Raw genomic sequence first — 23,232 nt, forward strand, 5'->3', positions numbered from 1 at the left:
GTCGGGAAGGAAGCCGTTTTGCAGCGCACGCGTAATGAGGGCCCCGACTACTTCCACAAGGTCGTCGATTGCCAGTGGGCATGTCCCGCCCACACCCCCGTCCCGGAGTACATCCGCCTGATCGCGGAGGGCCGCTACTCCGACGCCTACATGATCAACTGGAAGTCCAACGTCTTCCCCGGCGTGCTGGGACGCACCTGCGATCGCCCCTGCGAGCCCGCCTGCCGGCGGGGCCGCGTGGAGGAGGAGCCGGTGGCGATCTGCCGGCTCAAGCGCGTCGCCGCCGACAACAAGGGCGACGTCGCAGGGCTGATGCCGCCGCCGCAGGCCGTGCCGAACGGCAAGCGGATCGCGCTGGTGGGGGCCGGGCCAGCCTCGCTCACCGTCGCGCGCGACCTCGCGCCGCTCGGCTACCAGCTCACGCTCTTCGACGGCGAGACGAAGTCCGGCGGCATGATCCGCTCGCAGATCCCGCGCTTCCGCCTGCCGGAAGAGGTGATCGACGAGGAGGTGGGCTACATCACCGCGCTCGGCGGCATGGAGATCCGCCTCGGCCAAAGGGTCGAAAGCCTCAAGGCCCTGCTCGACGAGGGCTATGACGCTGTCTTCGTCGGCTCGGGCGCGCCCCGCGGCCGCGACCTCGACCTGCCGGGGCGCCAGGAGGCGGCCGCCAACATCCACATCGGCATCGACTGGCTCTCCTCCGTCTCCTTCGGCCACATCGAAAAGATCGGCCGCCGGGTGATCGTGCTGGGCGGCGGCAACACGGCCATGGACTGCTGCCGCACCTCCCGCCGGCTGGGCGGGGAGGACGTGAAGGTCATCGTCCGCTCGGGCTTCGAGGAGATGAAGGCGTCCCCCTGGGAGAAGGAGGACGCCATCCACGAGGACATCCCGATCCTGAACTACCGGGTGCCGAAGGCCTTCACGCATGAGGGCGGCCGGCTGACCGGCGTGCTCTTCGAGGTGGTCGAGGCCGTGTACGACGACAAGGGCCGGCGCAAGCTGGTCCCCTCGGGCCAGCCGGACGAGCACTACGAATGCGACGACGTCCTGGTGGCCGTCGGGCAGGAGAACGCCTTCCCGTGGATCGAGCGCGACATCGGCCTCGAGTTCGACGAATGGGGCATGCCGAAGGTCAACCCGCTCACCTTCCAGTCCACGGTCCCCAGCATCTTCTTCGGCGGCGACGCGGCCTTCGGGCCGAAGAACATCATCTGGGCGGTCGCCCACGGCCACGACGCGGCGGTCTCGATCCACACCTTCTGCGAGGGCGGCGACGTCAGTCTCCGCCCGCCGCCGGGCGCGAGCCTGGTCAGCCAGAAGATGGGCATCCACGAGTGGAGCTACGACAACGACGTCTCCAATGACCGGCGCTACCGCGTGCCCATGCGCCCGAAGGCCGAGGCGCTTACCAACGTCCGGCTCGAGGTGGAGCTGGGCTTCGACCGCGAGCTCGGCCTCGCCGAGGCCCAGCGGTGCCTGAACTGCGACGTCCAGACGGTCTTCGCCGACCCGCTCTGCATCGAGTGCGACGCGTGCGTCGACATCTGCCCGATGGACTGCATCACCTTCACCGAGGACGGCGACGAGGCGGACCTGCGCACCCGCCTGAAGGCGCCGGCCCCGAACCTCACCCAGGACCTCTACGTCTCCGGCACGCTGCCCACCGGCCGGGTGATGGTGAAGGACGAGGACGTCTGCCTGCACTGCGGCCTCTGCGCCGAGCGTTGCCCGACCGGCGCCTGGGACATGCAGAAGTTCTTCCTTGAGATGACCCACGCGGAGCACGCATGCCCGACCAGGTGATTTCCGGGCCCGCCAAGACCCGCGTGAACGATTTCGTCGTCAAGTTCGCCAATGTGAACGGATCGGGGTCGGCCAGCGCCAACGGCCTGTTCGCTCGCTCGATCATCCGCATGGGCGTGCCCGTGGCGGCCCGGAACATCTTCCCGTCCAATATCCAGGGCCTGCCCACCTGGTACGAGGTGCGCGTCACCGAGGCCGGCTGGATGGGACGCCGGGGCGGCGTCGACCTGATGGTCGCCATGAACCCCCAGACCTGGGACAAGGACGTGGCCGAGATCGAGGCCGGCGGCTACCTGTTCTACGACGCCACCAAGCCGATCGCCGCCGACAAGTTCCGGGACGACATCACCGTCATCGGCGTTCCGCTCACCGCCATGTGCAACCGGGCCTACCAGGTCCCGCGCGAGCGCCAGCTCTTCAAGAACATCGTCTATGTGGGCGCGCTTGCCGCCATCCTCGGCATCGATCCCGCGGTCATCGAAGAGCTGCTGGCCGAGGACTTCGCCGGCCGCCAGAAGCTGATCGACGCCAACTACGGCGCGCTGCGCATGGGCTACGACTACGGGCTGGAGCATCTGAAGCCGCTCAGCCTGCAGGTCGCCCGGGCCGACAAGGTCGGCGACCGGATCTATGTGGAGGGCAACTCGGCCGCGGCCCTGGGCGCCGTCTACGGCGGGGCCACCGTCTGCGCCTGGTACCCGATCACGCCGTCCACCTCGCTCGCCGAGGCCTTCACCGGCTACTGCGAGGATCTGCGTACCGACGCCGACGGCAAGGCCCGTTACGCCATCGTCCAGGCGGAGGACGAGATCGCGTCCATCGGCATCGTCGTGGGCGCCGGCTGGAACGGCTGCCGCGCCTTCACCGCCACCTCGGGACCGGGCATCTCGCTGATGACCGAGTTCATCGGGCTTTCCTACTTCGCCGAGATCCCGGCGGTGATCTTCGACGTTCAGCGCGGCGGGCCTTCCACGGGCATGCCGACCCGGACCCAGCAGGCCGATCTCCTGGCCGCCGCCTACGCCAGCCATGGCGACACGAAGCATCCGCTGCTCCTGCCCTCCGACCCGGGAGAGTGCTTCGAAATGGGGGCTCAGGCCTTCGACCTCGCCGACCGGCTGCAGACCACCGTCTTCGTCATGCTCGACCTCGACATCGGCATGAACGAGTGGCTGACCAAGCCCTTCGCCTGGGATGATGCGCGCCAGCTCGACCGGGGCAAGGTGATGACCTTCGAGGAACTGGAGGCCGGCGCGGACTTCGGGCGCTACAAGGAGGTCGACGGGGACGGCATCCCGTACCGGACCTATCCCGGCACGCACCCGACGCGCGGCAGCTACTTCACCCGGGGGACCTCCCGGAACCCCTACGCCCGCTATTCGGAGGAGGGGGGCCGTCTACGTCGACAACATGGAGCGCCTGCTCCGCAAGTTCGACACCGCCCGCGAACTCGTGCCCCAGCCGATCCTGACGCCGGCCAGCCGCAAGACGCCCGACGGCGTCATCTACTTCGGCTCGACTGCCCCGGCCATGCACGAGGCCCTGGTCGCCCTGGAGGCTCAGGGCAAGCGGCTCGACGCCCTGCGCCTGCGAGCCTTCCCATTCGCCGGGGCGGTAGAGGACTTCATCGCCGCGCATGAGCGGGTGTTCGTGGTCGAACAGAACCGCGACGCCCAGCTCCGGACCATGCTGACCACCGAACTCGGCATCAACCCGGCCAAGCTCGTCCCGGTGCTGCACTACGACGGCACGCCCATCACCGCCCGCTTCATCTCCGGCGAGATCGGCCAGCTCATGGCCGTGGGCTCCATCATCGAGGCGGCGGAATGACCTACATCACCAAGCCCCAGCTGCATCACCCGCTGCTCGCCAAGAACGCGCTGGGCTACACGCGCCGCGACTACGAGGGCTCGGTCTCGACGCTCTGCGCCGGCTGCGGGCACGACAGCATCTCCGCGGCGATCATTCAGGCGGTCTATGAGCTGGAGATCCCGCCGCACCGGATCGCCAAGCTCTCCGGGATCGGCTGCTCCTCGAAGACGCCCGACTACTTCCTCGGCAATTCCCACGGCTTCAACACCGTCCACGGCCGCATGCCCTCGGTGCTGACCGGCGCCAACCTCGCCAACAAGGACCTGGTCTATCTGGGGGGTCTCCGGCGACGGCGACAGCGCGTCCATCGGCCTTGGTCAGTTCGCCCACGCCATCCGGCGTGGGGTGAACATGCTCTACATCGTCGAGAACAACGGGGTTTACGGCCTCACCAAGGGCCAGTTCTCGGCCACCTCCGACAAGGGCTCGAAGTCCAAGCGCGGCGTGGTGAACCATGACGCCGGCATCGACCTTGTCTCGATCGCGCTCCAGCTCGGCGCGACCTACGTCGCCCGCTCGTTCTCCGGCGACAAGGCCCAGCTCGTGCCGCTGATCAAGGCGGGGCTGACCCACAAGGGCGCGGCCTTCATCGACTGCATCAGCCCCTGCGTGCAGTTCAACAACCACCAGGGCTCCACCAAGAGCTTCGATTATGTCCGCGAGCACAACGAGGCGGTGAACCGGCTGGACGTGATCAGCCCCAGGGCCCCGATCCACGTGGACTATGCGCCCGGCGAGTCCGTGAAGGTCACCCAGCACGACGGCACGGTGCTCTCGCTGCACAAGCTGAACGAGCTCTACAATCCGAACAACCGCGCCCAGGCGCTGGGCTACATCCAGGCCCGGCAGGCGAGGGGACAGGTGATCACCGGCCTGCTCTATGTCGATCCGGACGCCAGCGACCTGCACGATGGCCTGCAGACAGTGGAGACGCCGCTGAACGAGCTCCAGACCGCCGATCTGGTGCCGGGGCAGTCGGCGCTGGAGAAGATCAACGCGGGGCTGCGGTAGGCCGGCGGAAGAGCCAGGCGGCGAGCAGGACGCCGACCGCCAGAACGACGGCCACACCTGCGACGAGGGGTTTGCCGCTCCGTTCGGCCACGGCCACCGCCGCAAGGCCCCAGGCCACCGGGACGGCATAGAGCCACAGGTGTGTCTGGCGCAGGGTGAAGATCGCCAGGGCGGCGGCTACCGCGAGCCCGGAGAGAGCTGCCGGGACCGCGGCTTCCTCCCCGATCAGGCCCTGGGAGGTCATTACCGTCAGAATGTTCAGCGGCGCGGCCACCGTCAGCCAGCCCGCGAGGGCTGCGAGGGGCCAGGCGCAGAAGAAGATGTCACGGCGAGGCGCGTCTGCGACGCGGGTCGCCAGCGTCATGCCGGTCAGGGCGGAGAACAGCCCGGTCAGGATGACCAGAACCGTCATCCACTCCGCGTCCCAGGCGCTGAGCAGGATCCATATCCCGCAAGAGAGGAAAGCCAAGCCGCCGTAGGGCGCCGTCAGCGCGACCATGCCCGATCCGTCGTTGCGTGGCAGCAGCTGGTAGATCGTGAAGGCGATCATGCCGAGGTAGATCGGCGTCCAGATCGAGAAGGCGTAGCCCGCGGCGCGCAGGGTCTGGTCCCCGCCCGCGGAAAACTCCGATGCGGACTGGCCGAAGCCGAGGATCGCCTGGGCGGCCGGCGCGCCGATCGCCACGGCCGTCGCCGCGATGATGGCGACCTTCCTCGCGATCCCGCTCACTTGTCCGCGCCGCCCTTGGCCGCGCTCATCTCCGGCACGTAGAGACCGGTGGCGAACTTGGCGAGGAAGCCCTCGGGCCGGATGCGCGGCCCATACTCGGCGCAGGGGTCGGGCTTCGGCGGGCCTGGCGGCTTCACGCCGGGCGCGGTCATGGTCTCCGCGGTGGCGTCGGCGAAGGCCTCGATGAACTGCAGGGCGTCGCCCACCTGGCTGAGGGACGGTGTGTCGGCGCCCACCACCATGGCGTTGCGGCTCCAGAGGATGGCTGCGAGCTGCTCGCCGTTGCGGCCGGTCATCTCCGCCTCGGCCGCCAGCCCGCCGGTGCTGCCGGGCAGGCGCACGCCGATCGGGCCGGGAATGAAGAAGCTGGCGGCCGCCGACGCCGCCGAGCCCACCCTGCCGGTGCGCTTCACCCGGGTGACCGCCGCGCGGACCTCGGCGTCCGCCTCCGGGCCGCCGATCTGATACCGTTCAGAGAGCTCGAAGCAGAGCTGGGCGTCGATCTCGCGCTCGAGCGCCCGGCGCTGGGGCTCTTTCAGCCAGGCTGGTCCGTCGTGGATCCGGCTGGGCGCGATCCGCACGCTCTTGATCGCCGCGACCTCTGGGCCGGCCTTCCGCTCCAGGATCGCGGCGCGGAACGCCTTCTTCTGGGGCGTGACGGCCTGGTAGTCCGAGAGGAAGCCCGAGGGCTTCGGCGTCGAGGTGCAGGCCGCAAGTCCGAGGACTAGGGGCAGGGCGGCATAGGCTTTCATGGCGGCGGATACGCGTCCCGGCGGTTGCTGGATCACCCTGCAAACGCGCCAGAGTCGGTTCCGCCGGGTCAGCCGGCGGCGAGTTCGCCGATCACGAAGGCGTCTTCCTGGTCACGGGCCAGGCCTTCGAGAACGTCGGGGAGGTCGTGCGGGTCGACGATCAGCATCAGGCCGACGCCGCAGTTGAAGGTCCGGCGCATCTCGTGCTCGGCGACGCCGCCCGTCTCCTGGAGCCAGTGGAACACCGGCGGCATGTCCCAGGCGTTCCAGTCGAACCTGGGGACGAGCCCCGGCCTGATGGCCCGGGGCGGGTTCTCGATCAGGCCGCCGCCTGTGATGTGGGCGAGGCCGGAGATTCGGCCGGCCTTCAGGTGCGGCAGCACGGTCTTCACATAGATCCGGGTGGGCGCGAGCAGGGCCTCGGCCAGCGTCCTGCCGGCCTCGAAGGGCGCCGGGGCGTCCCAGGCCAGGCCCGAGCGCTCGACGATCCGGCGGACCAGCGAATAGCCGTTGGAATGCGGCCCCGTGGAGCCCAGGCCGATCAGGATGTCGCCCGGCTTCTGGGCGTCGAACTTCGGCAGCACCCTGGCGCGGTCCACCGCCCCGACGCAGAAGCCGGCCATGTCGTAGTCGCCCTCGGCGTACATGCCCGGCATCTCGGCCGTCTCGCCGCCGACCAGCGCGCAGCCGGCCTGGCGGCAGCCCTCGGCGATACCCTCGACCACCGTGGCGGCGGCCTCCACGTCGAGCTTCCCGGTGGCGAAATAGTCCAGGAACATCAGCGGCTCGGCGCCCTGGGCCAGCAGGTCGTTGACGCACATGCCCACCAGGTCGATGCCCACCGTCCCGTGGATGCCCGTCTCGATGGCGACCTTCAGCTTGGTGCCGACGCCGTCCGTGGTGGTGACCAGCAGCGGGTCGTCGTAGCCAGCCGCCTTGAGGTCGAACAGCGCGCCGAAGCCGCCCAGCGAGGCCTCGGCGCCGGGCCTGCGCGTTGACCGCGCCAACGGCTTGATGCGTTCGACCAAGGCGTTCCCCGCGTCGATATCGACGCCGGCTTGCGCATAGGTGAGACCATTCGGCCGGTCGGACATGACGGAAAGTCCTTGAGAAACTTGCGCGGAGGGCTATCGCGGGCTTGCAGACTCGACCGCGCGCGGGGCTATAGCTACTCGATGACCCGATTACAACCACCGCCGAACTCGCGGTGTTTTGCGACAAGCTCAAAGGCCAGCCGTTCGTGGCCGTCGACACCGAGTTCATGCGTGAAACGACGTACTGGCCCAAGCTCTGCCTGATCCAGGCCGCGGCCCCGAACGCGCATGCGGTGATCGACCCGCTGGCCGAGGACATGGACCTCGAGCCGTTCCTCGAGGTCCTGCGCGACGAGACCATCCTGAAGGTGTTCCACGCGGCCCGGCAGGACGTGGAGATCTTCAACAACCTCAAGGCCATGCCCAAGCCGCTGTTCGACACCCAGGTGGCGGGCATGGCGGCCGGGTTCGGCGAGCAGATCGCCTATGATGCGCTCGTCCGGCAGATGCTGAAGATCGAGCTCGACAAGAGCTCGCGCTTCACCGACTGGGCCCGCCGGCCGCTGTCCGACAGCCAGCTCACCTACGCCCTCGCCGACGTGACGCACCTGGCCGACCTCTATCCGATGCTGCACCAGCGGCTGGAGAAGGAGGGCCGGCTGGCCTGGGTGACCGACGAGATGCTCAGCCTCACCGACCCGGCCAACTACGACGTCGAGCCGGAGAACGCCTGGAAGCGCCTGCGGCCGCGCCGGCATACGGCCAAGTACCTCGCCATCTACCGCGCCGTCGCCGCCTGGCGCGAACGCACGGCCCAGCTCCGCGACCAGCCGCGTGGCCGGATCCTAAAGGACGAGGCGATCGACGAGATCGCCACCCAGGCGCCCACCGATGCGGAGGCGCTGGATCGCCTGCGCTCGGTGCCCAAGGGCTTCTCGGGCTCCCGCTTCGGGCCGGACCTGTTGGCCGCGGTTCGCGAGGCGCTCAAGGACCCGGAGGCCTACGCCCCGGTGATTGAGCGCAGCAAGCAGCCGCCGTCGCCCGCCGCCGGCGCGGTCGTGGAACTGCTGAAGGTGCTCCTGAAGGCGCGGGCGGAGGAGGCGGGTGTCGCCTCGAAGCTGATCGCCACGGTCGCCGACCTCGAGCAGATCGCCAACGACGACCAGGCCCCCACCGCGGCCCTCAAGGGCTGGCGGCGCGAGGCGTTTGGCGAGGATGCGCTGAAGCTGAAGCGCGGCGAGCTCGCCCTGGTGCTGGACGGGACCCGGGTGCGGGTCGTCGAGGTCCGGCGGGCCCCGAAACCGGCCGCCGCGAGCTGATCCGCAAGCTTCCTGAGGATAAGCCAAGGCTTTGATCTTGCAGCGGAGTCTGTCCGGCTGACAGGGTTATCCACCGGCTGTCCACATGGCGAACGTGGGTTTCCCACATCGGGAGAACGCAGGTCGCTTGCGGGCCGGCGGAGAACGCGCAAATCTCTCCTTGCCGAGAGGGACTGCGGCGCGGCGGAACGGGGAACCGGCAACGGGAAACCGGACTGGGAGCGGGCAGGAGGTTCGAGGGCGACGGCGAGGTGCGGGGCGACCCGGACAGCGACAGACCCCGAGGACATCGGAGGCGGGCTGAAGCCGAGCATCGGGCGACCGAAGCGAGGCGGATCTCTCCTCCGGCCTTGAAGGCCTGGATCCCCCAACGGATCTAGTCTTAGAGGGCGGTGTTCGGGGTCTCCTCGGGCGCCGCCCTCTTGCTATGGGCGCTATGCCAGTTCGGGCTTGAGCTTCAGCGCCTGGGCCAGCGTCTGGAGACGCTTGGCGGTCTGCTCGCCCTGTAGCATGTCGTCGTAGCGGTCCGCCGCGCTCAGCCGCAGCTTCTCGCCCTTGATGCTCAGCGCGCAGCGTTCGAGCAGCCGTCCGTGCCGGCCCGACACGTCGCAGCCGAGCCGGATCGCCGCGCCCAGCGCCCGGGCCCGCTGGCGGCGCTCGTTGGTCAGCAGCTTGCCGATCATTCCCGCCTCGGGCGGCGTGTTGTTGGCCGTGTGGCGGGCGTAGGCGACGCAGGCCAGGAAGGCGCGCTCCGGGTGGTCCATGCCGGCGATCGGCGCCCGCAGGACCTGCTCGAAAGCGATGTCCGCCCTGTGATCGGGGTGGAGACGCGCGCCGAGGTCGGCCAGCCGGCAGGCGGCGGCCAGCAGCACCGGGTCGCGGGCCCCGAACACCGGCGACAGCCGCTCGAACACCGGCGCGAGCCACGCCTCCAGCGCTCCGCCCAGGTCGGCGGAGAGCCCACGCACGGCGGTCAGAGCCTCGCAGCCGGCGATCAGCGGGTCCTGCCGGCGGACGTCGGCGGGCATGGCGTCGAGCAGCATCCCCTCGCGGACGCCATAGGCCGAGATCACGATCCGCTCGATGCCGAGGCGCTCGATCAACGCCTCCAGCACCAGCGCCGAATAGGGCAGGGTGTCGAAGCGCTTCTTGGAGACGCCCTCGATCCGTTCCAGCGACGACTTGGACTGCCGCTCCACGAACCGGACGAGCTGCACGGCGTCGCCCGCGGTCATCTGGTACTGGTGGGCCACGTGCAACGGATAGTTGGCGAGCTGCATGTGCAGGAGGGCGATATTCCGCCAGGCGCCGCCGACCGCGTGGAACTCGTGGGTCGCGAAGCGCTCGGCCACGGGGTCCAGCGCCAAGTCGATCTGCCGCCAGGTGCGGTCGATGTCGAGCGGGCGGGGCGCGCCCAGCGCGAACGGCCCGAGCGGCAGGGTCACGCCCTCCAGCGCGCCGCCGTCCCGCAGCCGCACCAGCTCGAGGCTGGACCCGCCCAGGTCGCCCACCACGCCTGTGGCCGCCGGGTCGCCGGCGATCACGCCCAGAGCCGCGTAGTGCGCCTCTTCCTCTCCGGTGAGCACGCGGACGTCGAAGCCGGTCTCGGCCTTCACGCGCTGGACGAAGGCCGGCCCGTCTGAGGCCTCGCGCACGGCCGCGGTGGCCGCCACCAGGACGTCGCCGGGCGGCCAGCCCTCCAGGATGATCCTGAAGCGCCGCAGCACGGTCATGGCCGTGGCCACGCCGTCGGGCGACAGGCGTCCGGTCGCCGGCAGGTCGCGGCCGAGGCCGGCCAGCGCCTTCTCGTTGAACACGGTCCAGAGCGCCCGGCCGTCGATCCGATAGATCACCAGGCGGACGGAGTTGGAGCCCAGGTCGATGACGGCGGCCTGGCGTGGCTCGGGCTGGTTATCCCCGCGAGGCCACATGATCGATCGCGCGCGGCATGTCCTTCACCTTCTGGCCCCGTCCGGAGAGGCTGGGATTGGTCATGAAGTAGTCGTGCGCGGAAAAGGCGCTCGGGTGGTCCCAGGACGGGTCCCGCCTATAGCGGCCCTCGGTGTCCAGGGTCCAGCTTTGAGCTTCATCCTTGAGGTTCGCCAGCATGATCTGCTGGAGGACCTGCTGGTGGACGGTGGGGTTCTCGATGGGCGTCAGGCACTCGACGCGGCGGTCGAGGTTCCTCGGCATCCAATCGGCCGAGGAGATGAACACCCGCGCCTCCGACGACGGCATCGGCTGGCCATTGGCGAAGGCGACGATCCGGGCGTGCTCCAGGAAACGGCCGACGATCGACTTCACCCGGATGTTCTCGGAGAGCCCAGGCACGCCGGGCCTGAGGCAGCAGATGCCGCGCACCACGAGGTCGATGGCGACGCCGGCCTGGCTGGCCGCGTAGAGGGCGTCGATGATCTGCACGTCCACAAGCGCGTTCAGCTTGGCCCAGATGGCCGCCGGCTTTCCGGCCCGGGCGTTCTCGGCCTCGTTGTTGATGTGCGCCAGCAGGTCGCGCTTCATGGTCACCGGCGAGAAGGAGAGCTTCTCCAGCCGCTCGGGGCGGGCGTAGCCGGTGACGTAGTTGAACAGCCGTGCGCTGTCCCGGGCCAGGGCCGGGTCGGTCGTGAACAGCGACAGGTCGGTGTAGATGCGCGCCGTGACCGGATGGTAGTTGCCGGTGCCGAAGTGGCAGTAGGTGCGAAGCGCGTCGCCCTCCTTGCGGACCACCATCGAGAGCTTGGCGTGGGTCTTGTACTCCACGAAGCCGAAGACCACGTGGACGCCCGCCCGCTCCAGGTCGCGCGCCCACTTCAGGTTCGCCGCCTCGTCGAAGCGGGCCTTCAGCTCGATCAGAGCCGTCACGTTCTTGCCGTTCTCGGCCGCCTCGATCAGGGCGGCGACGATCGGGCTGTCGGTGGAGGTCCGGTAGAGCGTCTGCTTGATGGCGAGCACGTTGGAGTCCCGCGCCGCCTGGCGCAGGAACTGGACCACCACGTCGAAGCTCTCGAACGGATGGTGGACGAGGATGTCCTTCTCGCGGATCGCCGCGAAACAGTCGCCGCCGTGGTCGCGGATCCGCTCGGGGAAGCGCGGCTCGTAGGGCTTGAACTTCAGGTCCGGCCGGTCCTTCGGGATCAGCTGGGAGAGCTCGTCGAGCCCCAGTAGCCCGTCGATCAGGATGATGTCGTCGGTCTCCGCGTGCAGGTTCTCGCAGATGAAGCCGCGCAGCTCCTCGGGCAGCGCGGCTTCGATCTCCACGCGCACGACCGAGCCCATCCGGCGCTGCTTCAGCGCCGCCTCGAACTCGCGGACCAGGTCCTCGGCCTCTTCCTCGATCTCCACGTCCGAGTCGCGGATCAGGCGGAAGACGCCCATGCCGAGCGTCTCGCAGCCCGGGAACAGGTGGTCGAGAAAGAGCGCCACCAGGCTCTCCAGCGCGATCACCCGGCGCTCGACCTTGCGGCCGCGGCCCTTGGACGAGATTTCCCAGAAGCGGGCCACCTGAGCCGGGATCGGCACCAGCGCGTAGAGCAGCCGGCCGTCCGACTGCCGCCGGAGCTTCAGCACCAGCGAGAAGGCGAGGTTCGGGATGAATGGGAACGGGTGCGCCGGGTCGATCGCCATCGGCGTCAGGACCGGGAAGATCTGGTTCAGGAACACGTCTTCCAGCCCGGCCCGCTCGGACGGCGTGACGTCGGCCACCATCGCCACCGTCAGGCCCTCGCCGGCGAGGGCGCCGCGCAACTGGGCCCAGCGCGTCTGCTGGTCGGCCATCAGGTCGGCGGCCTCGGCATTGATCCGCTCAAGCTGCTCGGCCGGCGTCAGTCCGTCCTGGCTCACCACACGCACGCCCTCGCGGACCTGGGCCTTCAGGCCGGCCACGCGGACCATGTAGAATTCGTCGAGGTTGTTGGCGCTGATCGCCAGGAAGCGGAGCTGTTCGAGCAGCGGATGCCGGGGGTTCTGGCTCTCGGCCAGCACCCGCCGGTTGAAGGCCAGCCACGAGAGCTCGCGGTTGAAGAACCGGGTCGGCGATCCGGCCAGGTCCTCGTTCCATCCAAGCTTGTCGCGCACGGCCTCGGTCGCGGGGTTCGAGGCGATGGGCGCGGCGAGGGACATCGTGAGACGGCTCCGGAATCTCCAGGCGGTCAAAGGTATCTGGACCCGGCCTGTGACAGCCGCAAGTCTTCACTCGAAAAGGTCAAGATTTTGGTTATCGCCGTCCAGGATCTCTCGCGCCAGCAGCCGGGTAATCGGGCGGATTTCGCCGTCCACGCCCTCGTCGAGGCGTCGCACCAGATCCCGGGCCCCCGGGATCGACCGCTCCATGCGCCGAAGGAGGTAGGGATAGACTTCCTTGGCCGGCCGGATGCTGCGCTCGCGGAAGAAGCGTTCCAGCACGCCCTCCAGGACGCTGTCGCACGGCGGCTCGATCTCGGCCACGAACAGGGCTTTCAGGCGGGAGCGCAGGTCCGGCAGGTCGGCGGGCCAGGCGACCGGCGGGGTGCGGGCGGCGAGCAGCAGTCCGCCGCCTTGCTGGGCGGCCAGGTTGATGAGGTGGAACAGGGCCTCCGCGGGCACGCCCTGGTCGACGTCCTCCAGCAGCGCAGGCCGGCCGCGGGCGGCGTCCAGGTCCGGGGCCGCGCGGTCGAGGATCACGGCGTTGGCCGCCTCCGCCCAGATCCGCGCCAGATGGGTTTTGCCGACGCCTTCCGGGCCGATCAGCGCGAGCGCGCCGCCGGGCCACGCCGGCCAGGCCTCGATCGCCGCCCGAGCCTGGGCGTTGGACGGGCCCGCCACGAACGCCTCAGGACCGTAGGATTCCGGACGGCTGAGCGTCAGCCGAAGCTGTCGGGCCATGCGCCGTATCCAGGAGGGAAGCTCACCGGCGGGGTTCTAGCGGCCCGGCGGGACGGCCGCCAGCGCGGCCGGATTCCATCCCCGTGTCCCACAGGGGCGATGTCAGGCGGTCTGGCCGGCGGTTTTGATGTCGCGTGCGGCCAGGAGCGTCCAGCCCTCGGGCTTCAGCAGTTCGATCGGCGAGAAGCGGACCTTGTAGTCCATCTTCTCCGAGCCGCGGACCCAGTAGCCCAGGTAGACATAGGGCAGGCTGGTCAGGCAGGCCTGGATCACGTGGTCGAGGATCACGTAAGAGCCGAGGCTCCGCCGGGGCATGGAGGGGTCGTAGAAGCTGTAGACCAGCGAAAGTCCGTCGCTCATCAGGTCCACAAGCGCGCAGGCGATCAGGTCGCCGGGGCCGCCGTCCTTCGAGCGGGTGCGGTATTCGATGATGTGGGTGCGGACCGCGGTGTCCTCGACCATGGCCACGTAGTCGGGCCAGGTCATCTCGGCCATGCCGCCGTCGGCGTGCCGGGTCGTGAGGTAGCGGCGGAGCAGGTCGAATTGCTCCATGGTCGCCTCGGCCTCCACCAGGTGCCGCTCGATGTCCTCGTTGCGGGCCAGCACCTTCCGCTCCGAGCGGGAGAACAGATAGTCCGTGACCGGGATCCGCGCCGAGACGCAGGCCGCGCAGGCCTCGCAGGCGGGACGGTAGGCGATGTTCTGGCTGCGGCGGAAGCCGACCTGGGTCAGGCTGTCGTTGACCGAGGCGCCGTCCGAGAGCGGCAGGTGCGCGAAGACCTTCCGCTCATACCGCTCCGGCAGGTAGGGGCAGGGCGACGGCGCGGTCAGGAAGAACCTGAGCTGACGTGTCGGAAAGTGCTGCGTCACGGACCTGCGCTTGCCCCAGTACCCGGCGCCTGAACCTTGTTGAGCGCCTGAAACCGATTAGGCGTCATGAGGAGCCACAGCGCAAGGCGCCTGCGCTAAAGGCCGCGGTCGGGTGGCAGAACCGGCGCCTCACGCAATAGCACGATCGCGATCCGCCGGTTGCCGGGCAGGGTGGGGTCGTCCGGATAGAGCGGCTCCGACGTGGCGCGGCCGGCCACCTGGTAGACCCGGTCCGGATCGACCCCCGCGCCCTGCAGGATGCGCCGTGAGGCGTCGGCGCGGGTGGCGGACAGGCCCCAGTCGCCCTCGGCCTTGCTGCCATTCACGTTGGCGCTGGTGTGGCCGTAGATGTTGATGCGGTTCGGGAGCTGGTTGATCACCTTCGACACAGCGCGAAGCAGCAGCTGGGCCCGCGGATTGGGCTGCGAGGAGCCCTGGTTGAACATCGAGCGGCCCTCCTGGTCGACGAGCTGGATGCGCAGGCCTTCGGGCGTCTGGTCGATGATGATGTTCTTCGAGAGCTCGGCGAGCTCGGGCATGTCCTGGAGCGCCTGGCGCAGCGACTGAGCGGCCGACGCGAAGGCGGCCTCCTCGCGCTTCTGCAACGCTTCGCGGAGCGCCTCGGTGGAGATGTCCTCTGCGGAGGCCGGCGTGCCCTCGTCCGTGGTCTTGCCGGCGTCGGGGTTCGGGCTCTCGGGCGAAAGCGCGTCGATGATCGGCATCGAGCCCTCGCTCTTAGCCCCGTCCTCGCCCAGAGCCGTGCCGGCCAGGATGCCGCCGGAGCCCGACGTGGTCTCCGACACGCTGGCCGGGGCGAAGTAGTCGGCGATGCCGCGCTTCTGCTCCGGGCTGGTGGTGTTGATCAGCCACATCAGCAGGAAGAAGGCCATCATGGCGGTCACGAAGTCGGCATAGGCCACCTTCCAGGCGCCGCCGTGGTGACCCCCCGCCGCCGCCCTTCTTGATCTTCTTGATGATGATCGGCTGGTCGCCCATACCCGCCATGATTCACCCCACCCTGGGCCTGCTACACGAAGGCCAAGGTGACGGCGGCTCGTTAAGATGCAGCTAAGGTTACGGAGTGTGTGCGGATGAAGGTGGCGTTCGCCGGCCTGGGCGTGATGGGCTTTCCTATGGCCGGACATCTGGCCAGGGCCGGCCATGAGGTGACGGTCTACAACCGGGACCCGGAGAAGTCGGCCCGCTGGGTCGAAACCTATGGCGGCCGTTCGGCCCCGACCATCGCCGAGGCCGCGGCCGGGGTCGAGGTCTTCCTGCTCTGCGTGGGCGCGGACGACGACGTCCGCCAGGTGGTGGGCGAGGCCCTGCCGGCCCTGGCGCCCGGCGCGGTGGTCGTGGACCACACGACCGCCTCGGCCGAGGTCGCCCGGGAGATGGCCGCGAAGGCCGCCGAACGCGAGATCGGCTTCGTCGATGCGCCGGTGTCGGGCGGCCAGGCGGGCGCCGAGAACGGCCAACTCACCATCATGTGCGGCGGCGACGCCGTCGCCTTCGCCAGGACGAAGACGGTCGTGGCGCCGTACACCAAGGCCATCCGCCTGATGGGCCTCGCCGGATCCGGCCAGCTCACCAAGATGGTCAACCAGATCTGCATCGCCGGCGTGGTCCAGGGTCTCGCCGAGGGCCTGCACTTCGCCAAGCGCGCCGGGCTCGACCCCGTCGCGGTCTATGAGGCGATCTCCAAAGGCGCGGCCCAGTCCTGGCAGATGGACAACCGCTGGAAGACCATGAGCGAGGGCAAATTCGACTTCGGCTTCGCCGTCGACTGGATGCGCAAGGACCTGGGGCTTGTCCTGGAGGAAGCTGCCCGGACCGGCGCGGCCCTCGACATGACGAAGCTGGTCGACGGCTTCTACGGGGAGGTCCAGGGCCTCGGCGGCGGCCGCTGGGACACCTCCAGCCTCGTGGCCAGGCTGGAGCGCCCTGAGTGAAGACGGCGCGTCTGACGCTCTCGCCGCCGACCGAGGCCGACGCGGCCTTCGTCCTCGAACTGCTGAACGATCCGGGCTGGATCGCCAACATCGGCGACCGCGGGGTCCGGGACCTCGAGGGCGCCCGGGCCTACATCGTCGAGCGGTTCTCCAAGAGCCCCTGGTTCGTGATCCGCGACCCGTCTGGCGCACCGATCGGGATGGCCGGAATCGTCGTGGGCCGCGAGGGCCTGGACACCCCCGACATCGGCTACGCCTTGCTGGCCCGCCACGCCGGCCACGGCTACGCCACCGAGGCCGCCGCCGCAGTCCTGGCCCATGCCCGGAGCGAGATGGGGTTATCCAAGGTCGCGGCGATCACCACGCCGACCAACACCGCCTCGCAGCGGGTTCTGGAGAAGCTTGGCTTACGCTTCGTCCAGATGATCAACCTGCCGGGCCACGACGAGGCGAGCGCCTACTACAGCACCTGAGGGGGACACGCATGGGGGGCGGAGTGACGACGCGGACGGTGGAGGCCAATGGCTTCCGGTTCGCGGTGGACGAGGCGGGGCAGGGGGAGAAGCTGGCCCTCTGCCTGCACGGCTTCCCCGAGAGCCGGTTCTCCTGGCGCCATCAGCTCCCTCTGCTGGCGGAGCTCGGCTACCGCGCCTGGGCGCCGGACCTGCGCGGCTACGGCGACACCGAGCCCCGGCCGCGGGACGTGGCCAGCTACGCCATCGAACGGCTGATGGACGACGTCGCCGCCCTGATCGACGCCTCGGGGGCCAAGGAGGTCACGCTTCTCGCCCACGACTGGGGCGCCCTGATCGCCTGGACCTTCGTGACCTCGCGGCGGCCGGTGAAGCAGCTCGTCATCATGAACGTGCCGCACCCGGCGGTCTTCGCCGAGGTGATCAAGACCTCCAAGGCCCAGCGCAAGCGCTCCTGGTACGTCGCCTTCTTCCAGATTCCCTGGCTGCCGGAAGCCATGCTGAAGGCCCGCGACGCCCGCGGCGTCCGCCGGGCCTTCTCGGAGATGGCCGTCGACAAGAGCCGCTTCCCGCCGGAGGTGCTCGACCACTACGCCGAAAACGCCCTGAAGCCCGGCGCGCTGACGGCGATGATCAACTACTACCGCGCCGCGCTCCGCTTCCGGCTGAACGACCGCCCCTGGCCGGTTATCGAGAGCCCGACCCTGATCGTCTGGGGCGAGGAGGATAGCGCGCTCGGCGTCGAGACGCTGGTAGGCACGGACCAGTACGTGAAGGACCTCACCGTGAAACGCCTCCCCGGCGTCTCCCACTGGGTCCAGCAGGAGGCCCCCGAGCAGGTGAACGAGATCCTGAGGGGATGGCTGAGGCCGTGAGCTGAAAGTTGCTCTGGTTCTTTCTACCGCTCGTCCCGGCTTTCGCCGGGATAAGCGGATTGTGGCGCGAGCGCCGGCAGGATCTGTTCGCTGAGCAGTGGCGCGAGCTGGACGCCCGGCGCCCCGATATCCACCCAGCGCACCTCGGCGATCTCGGCCGCGGCGGCGATCTCGCCGGTCACCGTCACCGCATACGGGTGCGACCGCACCCGCGCGCCGGGCTCGTTGGCGGCCGCGGCCTCGAACACGCCCAGCGGCTCGGCCGAGACCAGCCGCACGCCCAGTTCCTCGGCAAGCTCGCGCGCCAGCGCCGTCAGGTCGTCTTCGCCCGGCTCGCGCTTGCCGCCGGGCAGCATGAAGCGCGTCGTGCCCGCCTTGCGGACCAGCAGCAGCCGCCCGCCGCCGTCGCGGATGACCGCGCCGACGACCTCGACCTTCACGCGCCCAGCAGGCGCGCCGCGCGGGGCGCGAAGTAGGTGACGATCCCGGCCGCGCCGGCCCGCTTGAAAGCCCCCAGGCTTTCCAGGATGGCGCGCTCCTCGTCGATCCAGCCGTTCTGCGCCGCCGCCATCAGCATGGCGTACTCGCCGGAGACCTGGAACGCGAAGGTCGGCAGCTTGAAGGTCTCGGAGACCCGCTGGACGATGTCGAGGTAGGGCATCCCGGGCTTCACCATCACCATGTCGGCGCCCTCGGCGATGTCGAGGGCCACCTCGCGCAGCGCCTCCTCGGTGTTCGCCGGGTCCATCTGGTAGGTCTTCTTGTCGCCCGGGTTATCCACCGAGCCCGTGCCGAGCTTCCCGGACCCGATCGCCTCGCGGTAGGGCCCGTAGAAGGCTGAGGCGTACTTGGCCGCATAGGACATGATCATCACGTCCTGCAGGCCCTCGGCCTCCAGGGCGGTGCGCAGCGCGCCCACGCGGCCGTCCATCATGTCGGAGGGCGCGAGGATATCGCAGCCGGCCTGGGCCTGAACCAGGGCCTGGGCGACCAGGGCCTCGATGGTGGCGTCGTTGAGAATCCTGCCGCCCTCGATCAGTCCGTCGTGACCGTGGTCGGTGAAGGGGTCCAGCGCCACGTCGCACATGATGCCGACCTCGGGCGCGGCGTCCTTCATGGCCTTCACGGCGTTGCAGACCAGGCCGTTCGGATCGGCGGCCAGCGAGCCCGCGGCGTCCTTCTTGGCCCCGTCGATGTGCGGGAAGACGGCGATGGCCGGAATGCCTAACGCCTTCGCCTGCTTCGCGGCCTCGGCGCACTGCTTCACGGAAAGCCGGGCCACACCCGGCATGGAGCCCACCGGGACCTCGCCCTCGCCCTCGTGCACCACCATCGACCAGATCAGGTCGGCGGGCGTCAGCACTGTCTCGCGCACCAGCCGGCGCACCCAGTCGGCCTGGCGCAGGCGGCGAAGACGCAGGGCAGGGTAGGCGGAAAGCGGCGGCAGGCTCATGGACGCGCGCTGTCGCCCATACCCCGTTCGGATGCAAGCCGGATGAAGCCCACGGCAGGCGCGCAGAGCAACCAGAGGCTGGAGAGGAAGGTGAGCAGCAGGGCGAGCGCGATCAGCGCGATCACCTTGGTCCCGATGGTGAAGTCCTGGAACTGGACGCGGATGGTTTCCAGGTGATCGAGGCCGGTGATCTCCGCCATGCTCACCACCTCGCCCAGCCCACCGATCACGCCTGCCAGGCCGCAGGCCGCGGCCGCCAGGCTGAGCGCGAAGGCGACCCAGAAGATACGGATCTGGAAGGCGAAATGGCTTCCGATCAGCGCGCCGGACGAGCCCCGCTGCGAATAGGCGATGACCACGGCGATCAGGGCCGGGAAGCCGGCGAAGAAGATCGACGCGAACAGCAGCGCATAACCCAACATCGCCAGGTTCTGCGAATTATCGCCCGCGCCCCCGGCGAGTGTGTCGGTCGTCATGCTGGCCCCCCAAAGCCAACCGTCGAAGTTGACAGGGTGCGCCACTGGCGCGAATTGCTCAATCCCGTCAATCAGACCCCGACATCATGGACTTCAGCCTCACCGACGATCAGAGGGCGATCGAGGACGCCGCGCGCGCCTTTGCCGCAGCGGAGCTCGCTCCCCATTCCGCCCGCTGGGACGAGGAGAAGATCTTCCCCGTCGAGACTCTACGCGAGGCTGCGGCCCTCGGATTCGGCGGTCTCTACGTGGCTGAGGACGTCGGCGGCTCGGGCCTTTCGCGACTCGACGCGTCCATCGTCTTCGAACAGCTCAGCTACGGCGACGTCTCTGTGGCGGCCTTCATCTCCATCCACAACATGGCCGCCTGGATGATCGACCGGTTCGGCTCGGACGCGCTCCGGACCAAGTATCTGCCGCGCCTCACGACCATGGAGCTGATCGCCTCCTACTGCCTGACCGAGCCTGGTTCCGGTTCGGACGCGGCGGCCCTGAAGACCTCGGCGCGGCTGGACGGCGGCGAATATGTCCTGAACGGCTCCAAGGCCTTCATCTCGGGGGCGGGGACCTCGGACGTCTACGTGGTCATGGCCCGCACCGGCGGCCCCGGACCGAAGGGGATCTCGGCCTTCGTGGTCGAGAAGGACGCGCCCGGCCTCTCCTTCGGGGCGCAGGAGAAGAAGATGGGCTGGAACGCCCAGCCCACCGCCCAGGTGAACTTCGACGACTGCCGCGTCCCGGAGGAGAACCGCATCGGCCAGGAGGGCGAGGGCTTCCGCTTCGCCATGGCCGGCCTCGACGGCGGCCGGATCAATATCGCCTCCTGCAGCCTCGGCGGCGCCCAGCTCGCGCTCGACACCGCCACCGAGTACCTCGCCAGCCGCCAGCAGTTCGGCCAGGCGCTGAAGGACTTCCAGGGCCTGCAGTGGCGGCTCGCCGACATGGCCACCGAGCTTGAGGCCGCCCGCCTGATGGTCCGCCGCGCCGCCGATGCGCTCGACCGGCGCGACCCGAAAGCGACCCAGTACTGCGCCATGGCCAAGCGCTTCGCCACCGACGCCGGCTTCGAAGTCGCCAACCAGGCCCTCCAGCTCCACGGCGGCTACGGCTACCTGCGCGACTTCCCGCTGGAACGGATCGTCCGGGACCTGCGGGTCCATCAGATCCTCGAAGGCACCAACGAAATCATGCGGGTGATCACCGCCCGGGAGCTGCTGCGCCAATGAGCGAAGAACCGGAAGTCATCACCCGCGTCGAGGGCCAGGTCGGCCGCATCACGCTGAACCGGCCGAAGGCGTTGCACGCGCTGACCACCGACATGTGCCGGCTGATGATCGAGGCGCTCGTCGCCTGGCGCGCCGATCCGGGCGTCAAGCTGGTCCTGCTCGACCATTCCGGCGAGCGCGGGTTCTGCGCCGGCGGCGACATCCGCATGCTGGCCGAGAGCGGGGCGGGGGACGGGGCCGCGGCCCGCGAGTTCTTCCATACCGAATACCGGCTGAACCACCTCCTCTTCCACTATCCGAAGCACACTGTCGCCGTGATGGACGGCGTCACCATGGGCGGGGGCGTGGGGCTCTCCCGTCCCTGCCGGTTCCGGGTGGCCACCGAGCGGACCACCTTCGCCATGCCGGAGACCGGCATCGGCCTCTTCCCCGACGTCGGCGGCGGCTGGTATCTGCCCAGGATGCCGGGCCACATCGGGCTCTGGCTCGCGCTGACCGGCGCGCGGATCAAGGCCGCCGACTGCGAACTGGTCGGCGTCGCCACCGACTACGTCGAGAGCAAGGACGTGGAGCGTCTGAAAGCCGGGATCATCGCCGATCCGGCCGCCGCGGAAACCGTGCTCACCGAACTGGAGGCCGACGCCGGCCGCCCGCCGCTGGCCGCACACCAGGACGAGATCGACAGGATCTTCGGCCACGAGGACGTGGAGACCATCTTCGCGGCGCTGGAGCGCGAGACCAGCGACTGGGCGGCCGAACAGCTCAAGGTGCTGGCGACCAAGTCGCCTCAGACCCTGAAGGTGGCCTTCCGGCAACTGCAGCTTGGCGGCCAGATGCAGGCCTTCGCCGACAACATGGCCATGGAGTACCGGATCGGCGCCCGCGTCGTGCAGAAGCACGACTTCATCGAGGGCGTCCGCGCCGTCATCGTCGAGAAGGACAACCAGCCCAAGTGGAGCCCGGCGACCGTGGAGGGCGTCACGGACGAGATGCTGGACGAGATCTTCGCGCCGCTGCCTCCCGATCAGGAGTGGACGCCTCTACCCTGAACGGCGACTTCGAACCTTCTGAGAATATCCCGGCAAGTCACAGAAAGAATGTCACAAACATGACCCGTATCGCGTTCATCGGCCTCGGCAATATGGGCGGCGGCATGGCCGCCAACCAGGCGAAGGGCGGACGGGCCGTGAGCGCCTTCGACCTCTCGCCGGCGGCCGTGGAGAAGGCCGTCGCCGCCGGCTGTGCGGCGGCGGGCTCCGTCGCCGCCGCGGTCGCCGACGCCGATGTGGTGATCACCATGCTGCCGGCCGGCCCGCATGTCCGCGCGGTCTATGCCGAGCAGGTGTTCCCGAACGCCCGGGCCGGCGCCCTGCTGATCGACTGCTCGACCATCGACGTGGAGAGCGCCCGGGCCGTCGCCGGACAGGCCAGGGCCGCGGGCTTCCGCTTCGCCGACGCGCCTGTGTCGGGGGCACGGCGGCGGCCGACGCCGGCACGCTGGCCTTCATGGTGGGCTGCGACGAGGCCGACTACGCCGAGGTGGAGCAGGCCATCGGCCCCATGGCCCGCGTGGTCTTCCGAGCCGGCGACCACGGCGCGGGGCAGGCCGCGAAGATCTGCAACAACATGGTGCTCGGCATCTCGATGATCGGGGTCTGCGAGGCCCTGGCGCTGGCCGAGCAGCTCGGCCTCGATCCCGCGAAGTTCCACGAGATCAGCTCGCAGTCCTCGGGCCAATGCTGGAGCCTGACCAGCTACTGCCCGTGGCCGGGCCCTGTGCCCAGCGCGCCGTCGAACCGAAACTACGAGGGCGGCTTCGCCACCGCGATGATGCTGAAGGACCTCAAGCTGGCCCAGGAAGCCGCCGCCAAGGCCGGGGCCTCGACCCCTCTGGGCGCCGCCGCCGAGGGGCTTTATGCCCTCTTCGACCGCCTGGGCGGCGGCCAGAAGGACTTCTCGGCCATCCTGGAGATGCTCCGAGGCCGCTCAGTCCACTAATCCGCCGGACCGGGGATCCTGTGCGCCCCGTCGAAGGGCGTGACCTTCACGGTCGCCAGGTCGAGGTCCTCGGCGCAGCGTAGGTTGATCGCCACCATCGGCCCACCCCGCCCCTGGCCCTCGGCGAACGGCGCGCACCCGCACGTGCTGCAGAACTGGTGCCGGATGGCGTGCTTGTTCCAGGTGTAGACCGTGAGGCCGTCCCTCGACGTCTCCAGATGAAAGACCTCCGGCTTCACGAAGGCCAGGATGCTGCCGCGCCGGCGGCAGATCGAGCAGTTGCACTCGATGGCCTCGGTCGGCGTCTCGTCGAGGGTGTAGGCCACCCCCCCGCAATGGCAGCTTCCGCGCATGATGGCCCTCCGCTCGTCCCGGGCGGGACAGACCGCCGCGCCCCGGGCGCGAAGTCAACGCCTTGAACCGTCCGGACCCGTCACGATATCGCCGTTCACGTATCCGGCGCGCCTGTTGACGCAGGTCAAGGCCCGCCGGGGGCCGTTGGCCTAGACATGGCCGCCACGC

Annotated in this window: 21 protein-coding genes and 2 pseudogenes; 11 read left to right on the forward strand and 12 right to left on the reverse strand. The window is 69.4% G+C overall.

Translation table 11 applies throughout. The features are described 5' to 3' along the window. Positions 1-18: 18 nt before the first annotated feature. The 4 genes from LRS04_RS20290 (at position 19) to LRS04_RS20305 (ending at position 4,692) form a co-directional block, all read left to right on the forward strand. A complete protein-coding gene (locus LRS04_RS20290) occupies positions 19-1,809 on the forward strand; it encodes an FAD-dependent oxidoreductase (RefSeq protein ID WP_257817880.1) in 1,791 nt (596 codons plus the stop codon). Beyond that, on the forward strand, positions 1,794-3,449 hold the full coding sequence (locus tag LRS04_RS20295) for a 2-oxoacid:acceptor oxidoreductase family protein (protein WP_257817881.1): 1,656 nt from the start codon (positions 1,794-1,796) through the stop codon (positions 3,447-3,449). Before LRS04_RS20290 ends, LRS04_RS20295 begins: the two co-directional genes overlap by 16 nt. Before the next feature lie 10 nt (positions 3,450-3,459). After that, positions 3,460-3,639, forward strand: coding sequence for a hypothetical protein (locus tag LRS04_RS20300; protein ID WP_257817882.1), 180 nt, complete (start codon positions 3,460-3,462; stop codon positions 3,637-3,639). A gap of 348 nt (positions 3,640-3,987) precedes the next feature. Beyond that, a complete protein-coding gene (locus LRS04_RS20305; protein WP_257819204.1) occupies positions 3,988-4,692 on the forward strand; it encodes a thiamine pyrophosphate-dependent enzyme in 705 nt (234 codons plus the stop codon). Here LRS04_RS20305 and LRS04_RS20310 read toward each other — a convergent pair. From LRS04_RS20310 to purM, 3 genes are all read right to left on the reverse strand, one after another. Further along, positions 4,673-5,377 (reverse strand): hypothetical protein, encoded by a 705-nt coding sequence (locus LRS04_RS20310; RefSeq protein ID WP_257817883.1) that lies wholly within the window; start codon positions 5,375-5,377, stop codon positions 4,673-4,675. The two genes, LRS04_RS20305 and LRS04_RS20310, sit on opposite strands and share 20 nt — an antisense overlap. Positions 5,378-5,418: 41 nt before the next feature. Further along, positions 5,419-6,174, reverse strand: coding sequence for a DUF3313 domain-containing protein (locus tag LRS04_RS20315; protein ID WP_257817884.1), 756 nt, complete (start codon positions 6,172-6,174; stop codon positions 5,419-5,421). Positions 6,175-6,242: 68 nt separating this feature from the next. Next, entirely contained in the window at positions 6,243-7,268 is a 1,026-nt protein-coding gene (gene purM, locus LRS04_RS20320; RefSeq protein WP_257817885.1) for a phosphoribosylformylglycinamidine cyclo-ligase, read from the reverse strand. Between the two features lie 89 nt (positions 7,269-7,357). Between purM and rnd the strand changes: the two genes are divergently transcribed. Beyond that, the gene (gene rnd, locus LRS04_RS20325) at positions 7,358-8,527 is read left to right on the forward strand and encodes a ribonuclease D (protein ID WP_257819207.1); all 1,170 of its coding nucleotides are present in this window, start codon (positions 7,358-7,360) and stop codon (positions 8,525-8,527) included. Positions 8,528-8,961: 434 nt separating this feature from the next. Here the strand turns inward: rnd and LRS04_RS20330 are convergent, their stop codons facing one another. The 5 genes and pseudogenes from LRS04_RS20330 to LRS04_RS20350 form a co-directional block, all read right to left on the reverse strand. After that, entirely contained in the window at positions 8,962-10,458 is a 1,497-nt protein-coding gene (locus LRS04_RS20330; protein WP_257817886.1) for a Ppx/GppA phosphatase family protein, read from the reverse strand. Beyond that, complete coding sequence (locus LRS04_RS20335) at positions 10,439-12,646, reverse strand: RNA degradosome polyphosphate kinase (protein ID WP_257817887.1); 2,208 nt, start codon at positions 12,644-12,646, stop codon at positions 10,439-10,441. Before LRS04_RS20335 ends, LRS04_RS20330 begins: the two co-directional genes overlap by 20 nt. A 69-nt stretch (positions 12,647-12,715) precedes the next feature. Beyond that, positions 12,716-13,387, reverse strand: coding sequence for a DnaA/Hda family protein (locus tag LRS04_RS20340; protein ID WP_257817888.1), 672 nt, complete (start codon positions 13,385-13,387; stop codon positions 12,716-12,718). Positions 13,388-13,489: 102 nt separating this feature from the next. Continuing rightward, positions 13,490-14,257 (reverse strand): arginyltransferase, encoded by a 768-nt coding sequence (locus tag LRS04_RS20345; protein WP_257817889.1) that lies wholly within the window; start codon positions 14,255-14,257, stop codon positions 13,490-13,492. A 95-nt stretch (positions 14,258-14,352) separates the two neighbouring features. Continuing rightward, a pseudogene (locus tag LRS04_RS20350) lies at positions 14,353-15,262 on the reverse strand (flagellar motor protein MotB). Between the two features lie 86 nt (positions 15,263-15,348). Here LRS04_RS20350 and LRS04_RS20355 point away from each other — a divergent pair. The 3 genes from LRS04_RS20355 to LRS04_RS20365 are packed head-to-tail and all read left to right on the forward strand — an operon-like array spanning position 15,349 to position 17,557. Further along, on the forward strand, positions 15,349-16,209 hold the full coding sequence (locus tag LRS04_RS20355; protein ID WP_257817890.1) for an NAD(P)-dependent oxidoreductase: 861 nt from the start codon (positions 15,349-15,351) through the stop codon (positions 16,207-16,209). After that, positions 16,206-16,682: a GNAT family N-acetyltransferase gene (locus LRS04_RS20360; protein ID WP_257817891.1), complete on the forward strand. Its 477-nt coding sequence runs from the start codon at positions 16,206-16,208 to the stop codon at positions 16,680-16,682. The genes LRS04_RS20355 and LRS04_RS20360 overlap by 4 nt, the downstream gene beginning before the upstream one ends. Before the next feature lie 23 nt (positions 16,683-16,705). Then, complete coding sequence (locus LRS04_RS20365) at positions 16,706-17,557, forward strand: alpha/beta fold hydrolase (RefSeq protein WP_257817892.1); 852 nt, start codon at positions 16,706-16,708, stop codon at positions 17,555-17,557. Positions 17,558-17,580: 23 nt separating this feature from the next. Here the strand turns inward: LRS04_RS20365 and LRS04_RS20370 are convergent, their stop codons facing one another. From LRS04_RS20370 to LRS04_RS20380, 3 genes are read right to left on the reverse strand one after another with little or no spacing between them, the layout of a single operon-like run. Continuing rightward, complete coding sequence (locus tag LRS04_RS20370; protein ID WP_257817893.1) at positions 17,581-17,997, reverse strand: NUDIX domain-containing protein; 417 nt, start codon at positions 17,995-17,997, stop codon at positions 17,581-17,583. Continuing rightward, entirely contained in the window at positions 17,994-19,010 is a 1,017-nt protein-coding gene (gene hemB / locus LRS04_RS20375) for a porphobilinogen synthase (protein WP_257817894.1), read from the reverse strand. The genes LRS04_RS20370 and hemB overlap by 4 nt, the downstream gene beginning before the upstream one ends. Beyond that, entirely contained in the window at positions 19,007-19,486 is a 480-nt protein-coding gene (locus LRS04_RS20380) for a hypothetical protein (RefSeq protein ID WP_257817895.1), read from the reverse strand. Before LRS04_RS20380 ends, hemB begins: the two co-directional genes overlap by 4 nt. An 86-nt stretch (positions 19,487-19,572) precedes the next feature. On the opposite strand from LRS04_RS20380, the gene LRS04_RS20385 reads away from it, so the two are divergent. The 3 genes and pseudogenes from LRS04_RS20385 to mmsB all read left to right on the forward strand — a co-directional run bounded on the left by LRS04_RS20385 (position 19,573) and on the right by mmsB (position 22,710). Continuing rightward, on the forward strand, positions 19,573-20,712 hold the full coding sequence (locus LRS04_RS20385) for an isobutyryl-CoA dehydrogenase (protein WP_257817896.1): 1,140 nt from the start codon (positions 19,573-19,575) through the stop codon (positions 20,710-20,712). Then, positions 20,709-21,761, forward strand: coding sequence for an enoyl-CoA hydratase/isomerase family protein (locus LRS04_RS20390; RefSeq protein WP_257817897.1), 1,053 nt, complete (start codon positions 20,709-20,711; stop codon positions 21,759-21,761). The genes LRS04_RS20385 and LRS04_RS20390 overlap by 4 nt, the downstream gene beginning before the upstream one ends. Before the next feature lie 59 nt (positions 21,762-21,820). After that, a pseudogene (gene mmsB, locus LRS04_RS20395) lies at positions 21,821-22,710 on the forward strand (3-hydroxyisobutyrate dehydrogenase). Here mmsB and LRS04_RS20400 read toward each other — a convergent pair. Beyond that, on the reverse strand, positions 22,707-23,063 hold the full coding sequence (locus tag LRS04_RS20400; protein ID WP_257817898.1) for a GFA family protein: 357 nt from the start codon (positions 23,061-23,063) through the stop codon (positions 22,707-22,709). The pseudogene mmsB and the gene LRS04_RS20400 sit on opposite strands and share 4 nt — an antisense overlap. Positions 23,064-23,232 lie beyond the last annotated feature (169 nt).

This window comes from Phenylobacterium sp. J367, assembly GCF_024699985.1.
GTDB lineage: Bacteria > Pseudomonadota > Alphaproteobacteria > Caulobacterales > Caulobacteraceae > Phenylobacterium.

Coding starts and splice junctions, on each gene's coding strand:
- LRS04_RS20330 (WP_257817886.1), bottom strand. CDS start 10,458: ATGTGGCCTCGCGGGGATAACCAGCCCGAGCCACGCCAGGCCGCCGTC.
- LRS04_RS20400 (WP_257817898.1), bottom strand. CDS start 23,063: ATGCGCGGAAGCTGCCATTGCGGGGGGGTGGCCTACACCCTCGACGAG.
- LRS04_RS20295 (WP_257817881.1), top strand. CDS start 1,794: ATGCCCGACCAGGTGATTTCCGGGCCCGCCAAGACCCGCGTGAACGAT.
- LRS04_RS20335 (WP_257817887.1), bottom strand. CDS start 12,646: ATGTCCCTCGCCGCGCCCATCGCCTCGAACCCCGCGACCGAGGCCGTG.
- LRS04_RS20315 (WP_257817884.1), bottom strand. CDS start 6,174: ATGAAAGCCTATGCCGCCCTGCCCCTAGTCCTCGGACTTGCGGCCTGC.
- LRS04_RS20380 (WP_257817895.1), bottom strand. CDS start 19,486: ATGACGACCGACACACTCGCCGGGGGCGCGGGCGATAATTCGCAGAAC.
- LRS04_RS20355 (WP_257817890.1), top strand. CDS start 15,349: ATGAAGGTGGCGTTCGCCGGCCTGGGCGTGATGGGCTTTCCTATGGCC.
- hemB (WP_257817894.1), bottom strand. CDS start 19,010: ATGAGCCTGCCGCCGCTTTCCGCCTACCCTGCCCTGCGTCTTCGCCGC.
- LRS04_RS20390 (WP_257817897.1), top strand. CDS start 20,709: ATGAGCGAAGAACCGGAAGTCATCACCCGCGTCGAGGGCCAGGTCGGC.
- purM (WP_257817885.1), bottom strand. CDS start 7,268: ATGTCCGACCGGCCGAATGGTCTCACCTATGCGCAAGCCGGCGTCGAT.
- LRS04_RS20385 (WP_257817896.1), top strand. CDS start 19,573: ATGGACTTCAGCCTCACCGACGATCAGAGGGCGATCGAGGACGCCGCG.
- LRS04_RS20340 (WP_257817888.1), bottom strand. CDS start 13,387: ATGGCCCGACAGCTTCGGCTGACGCTCAGCCGTCCGGAATCCTACGGT.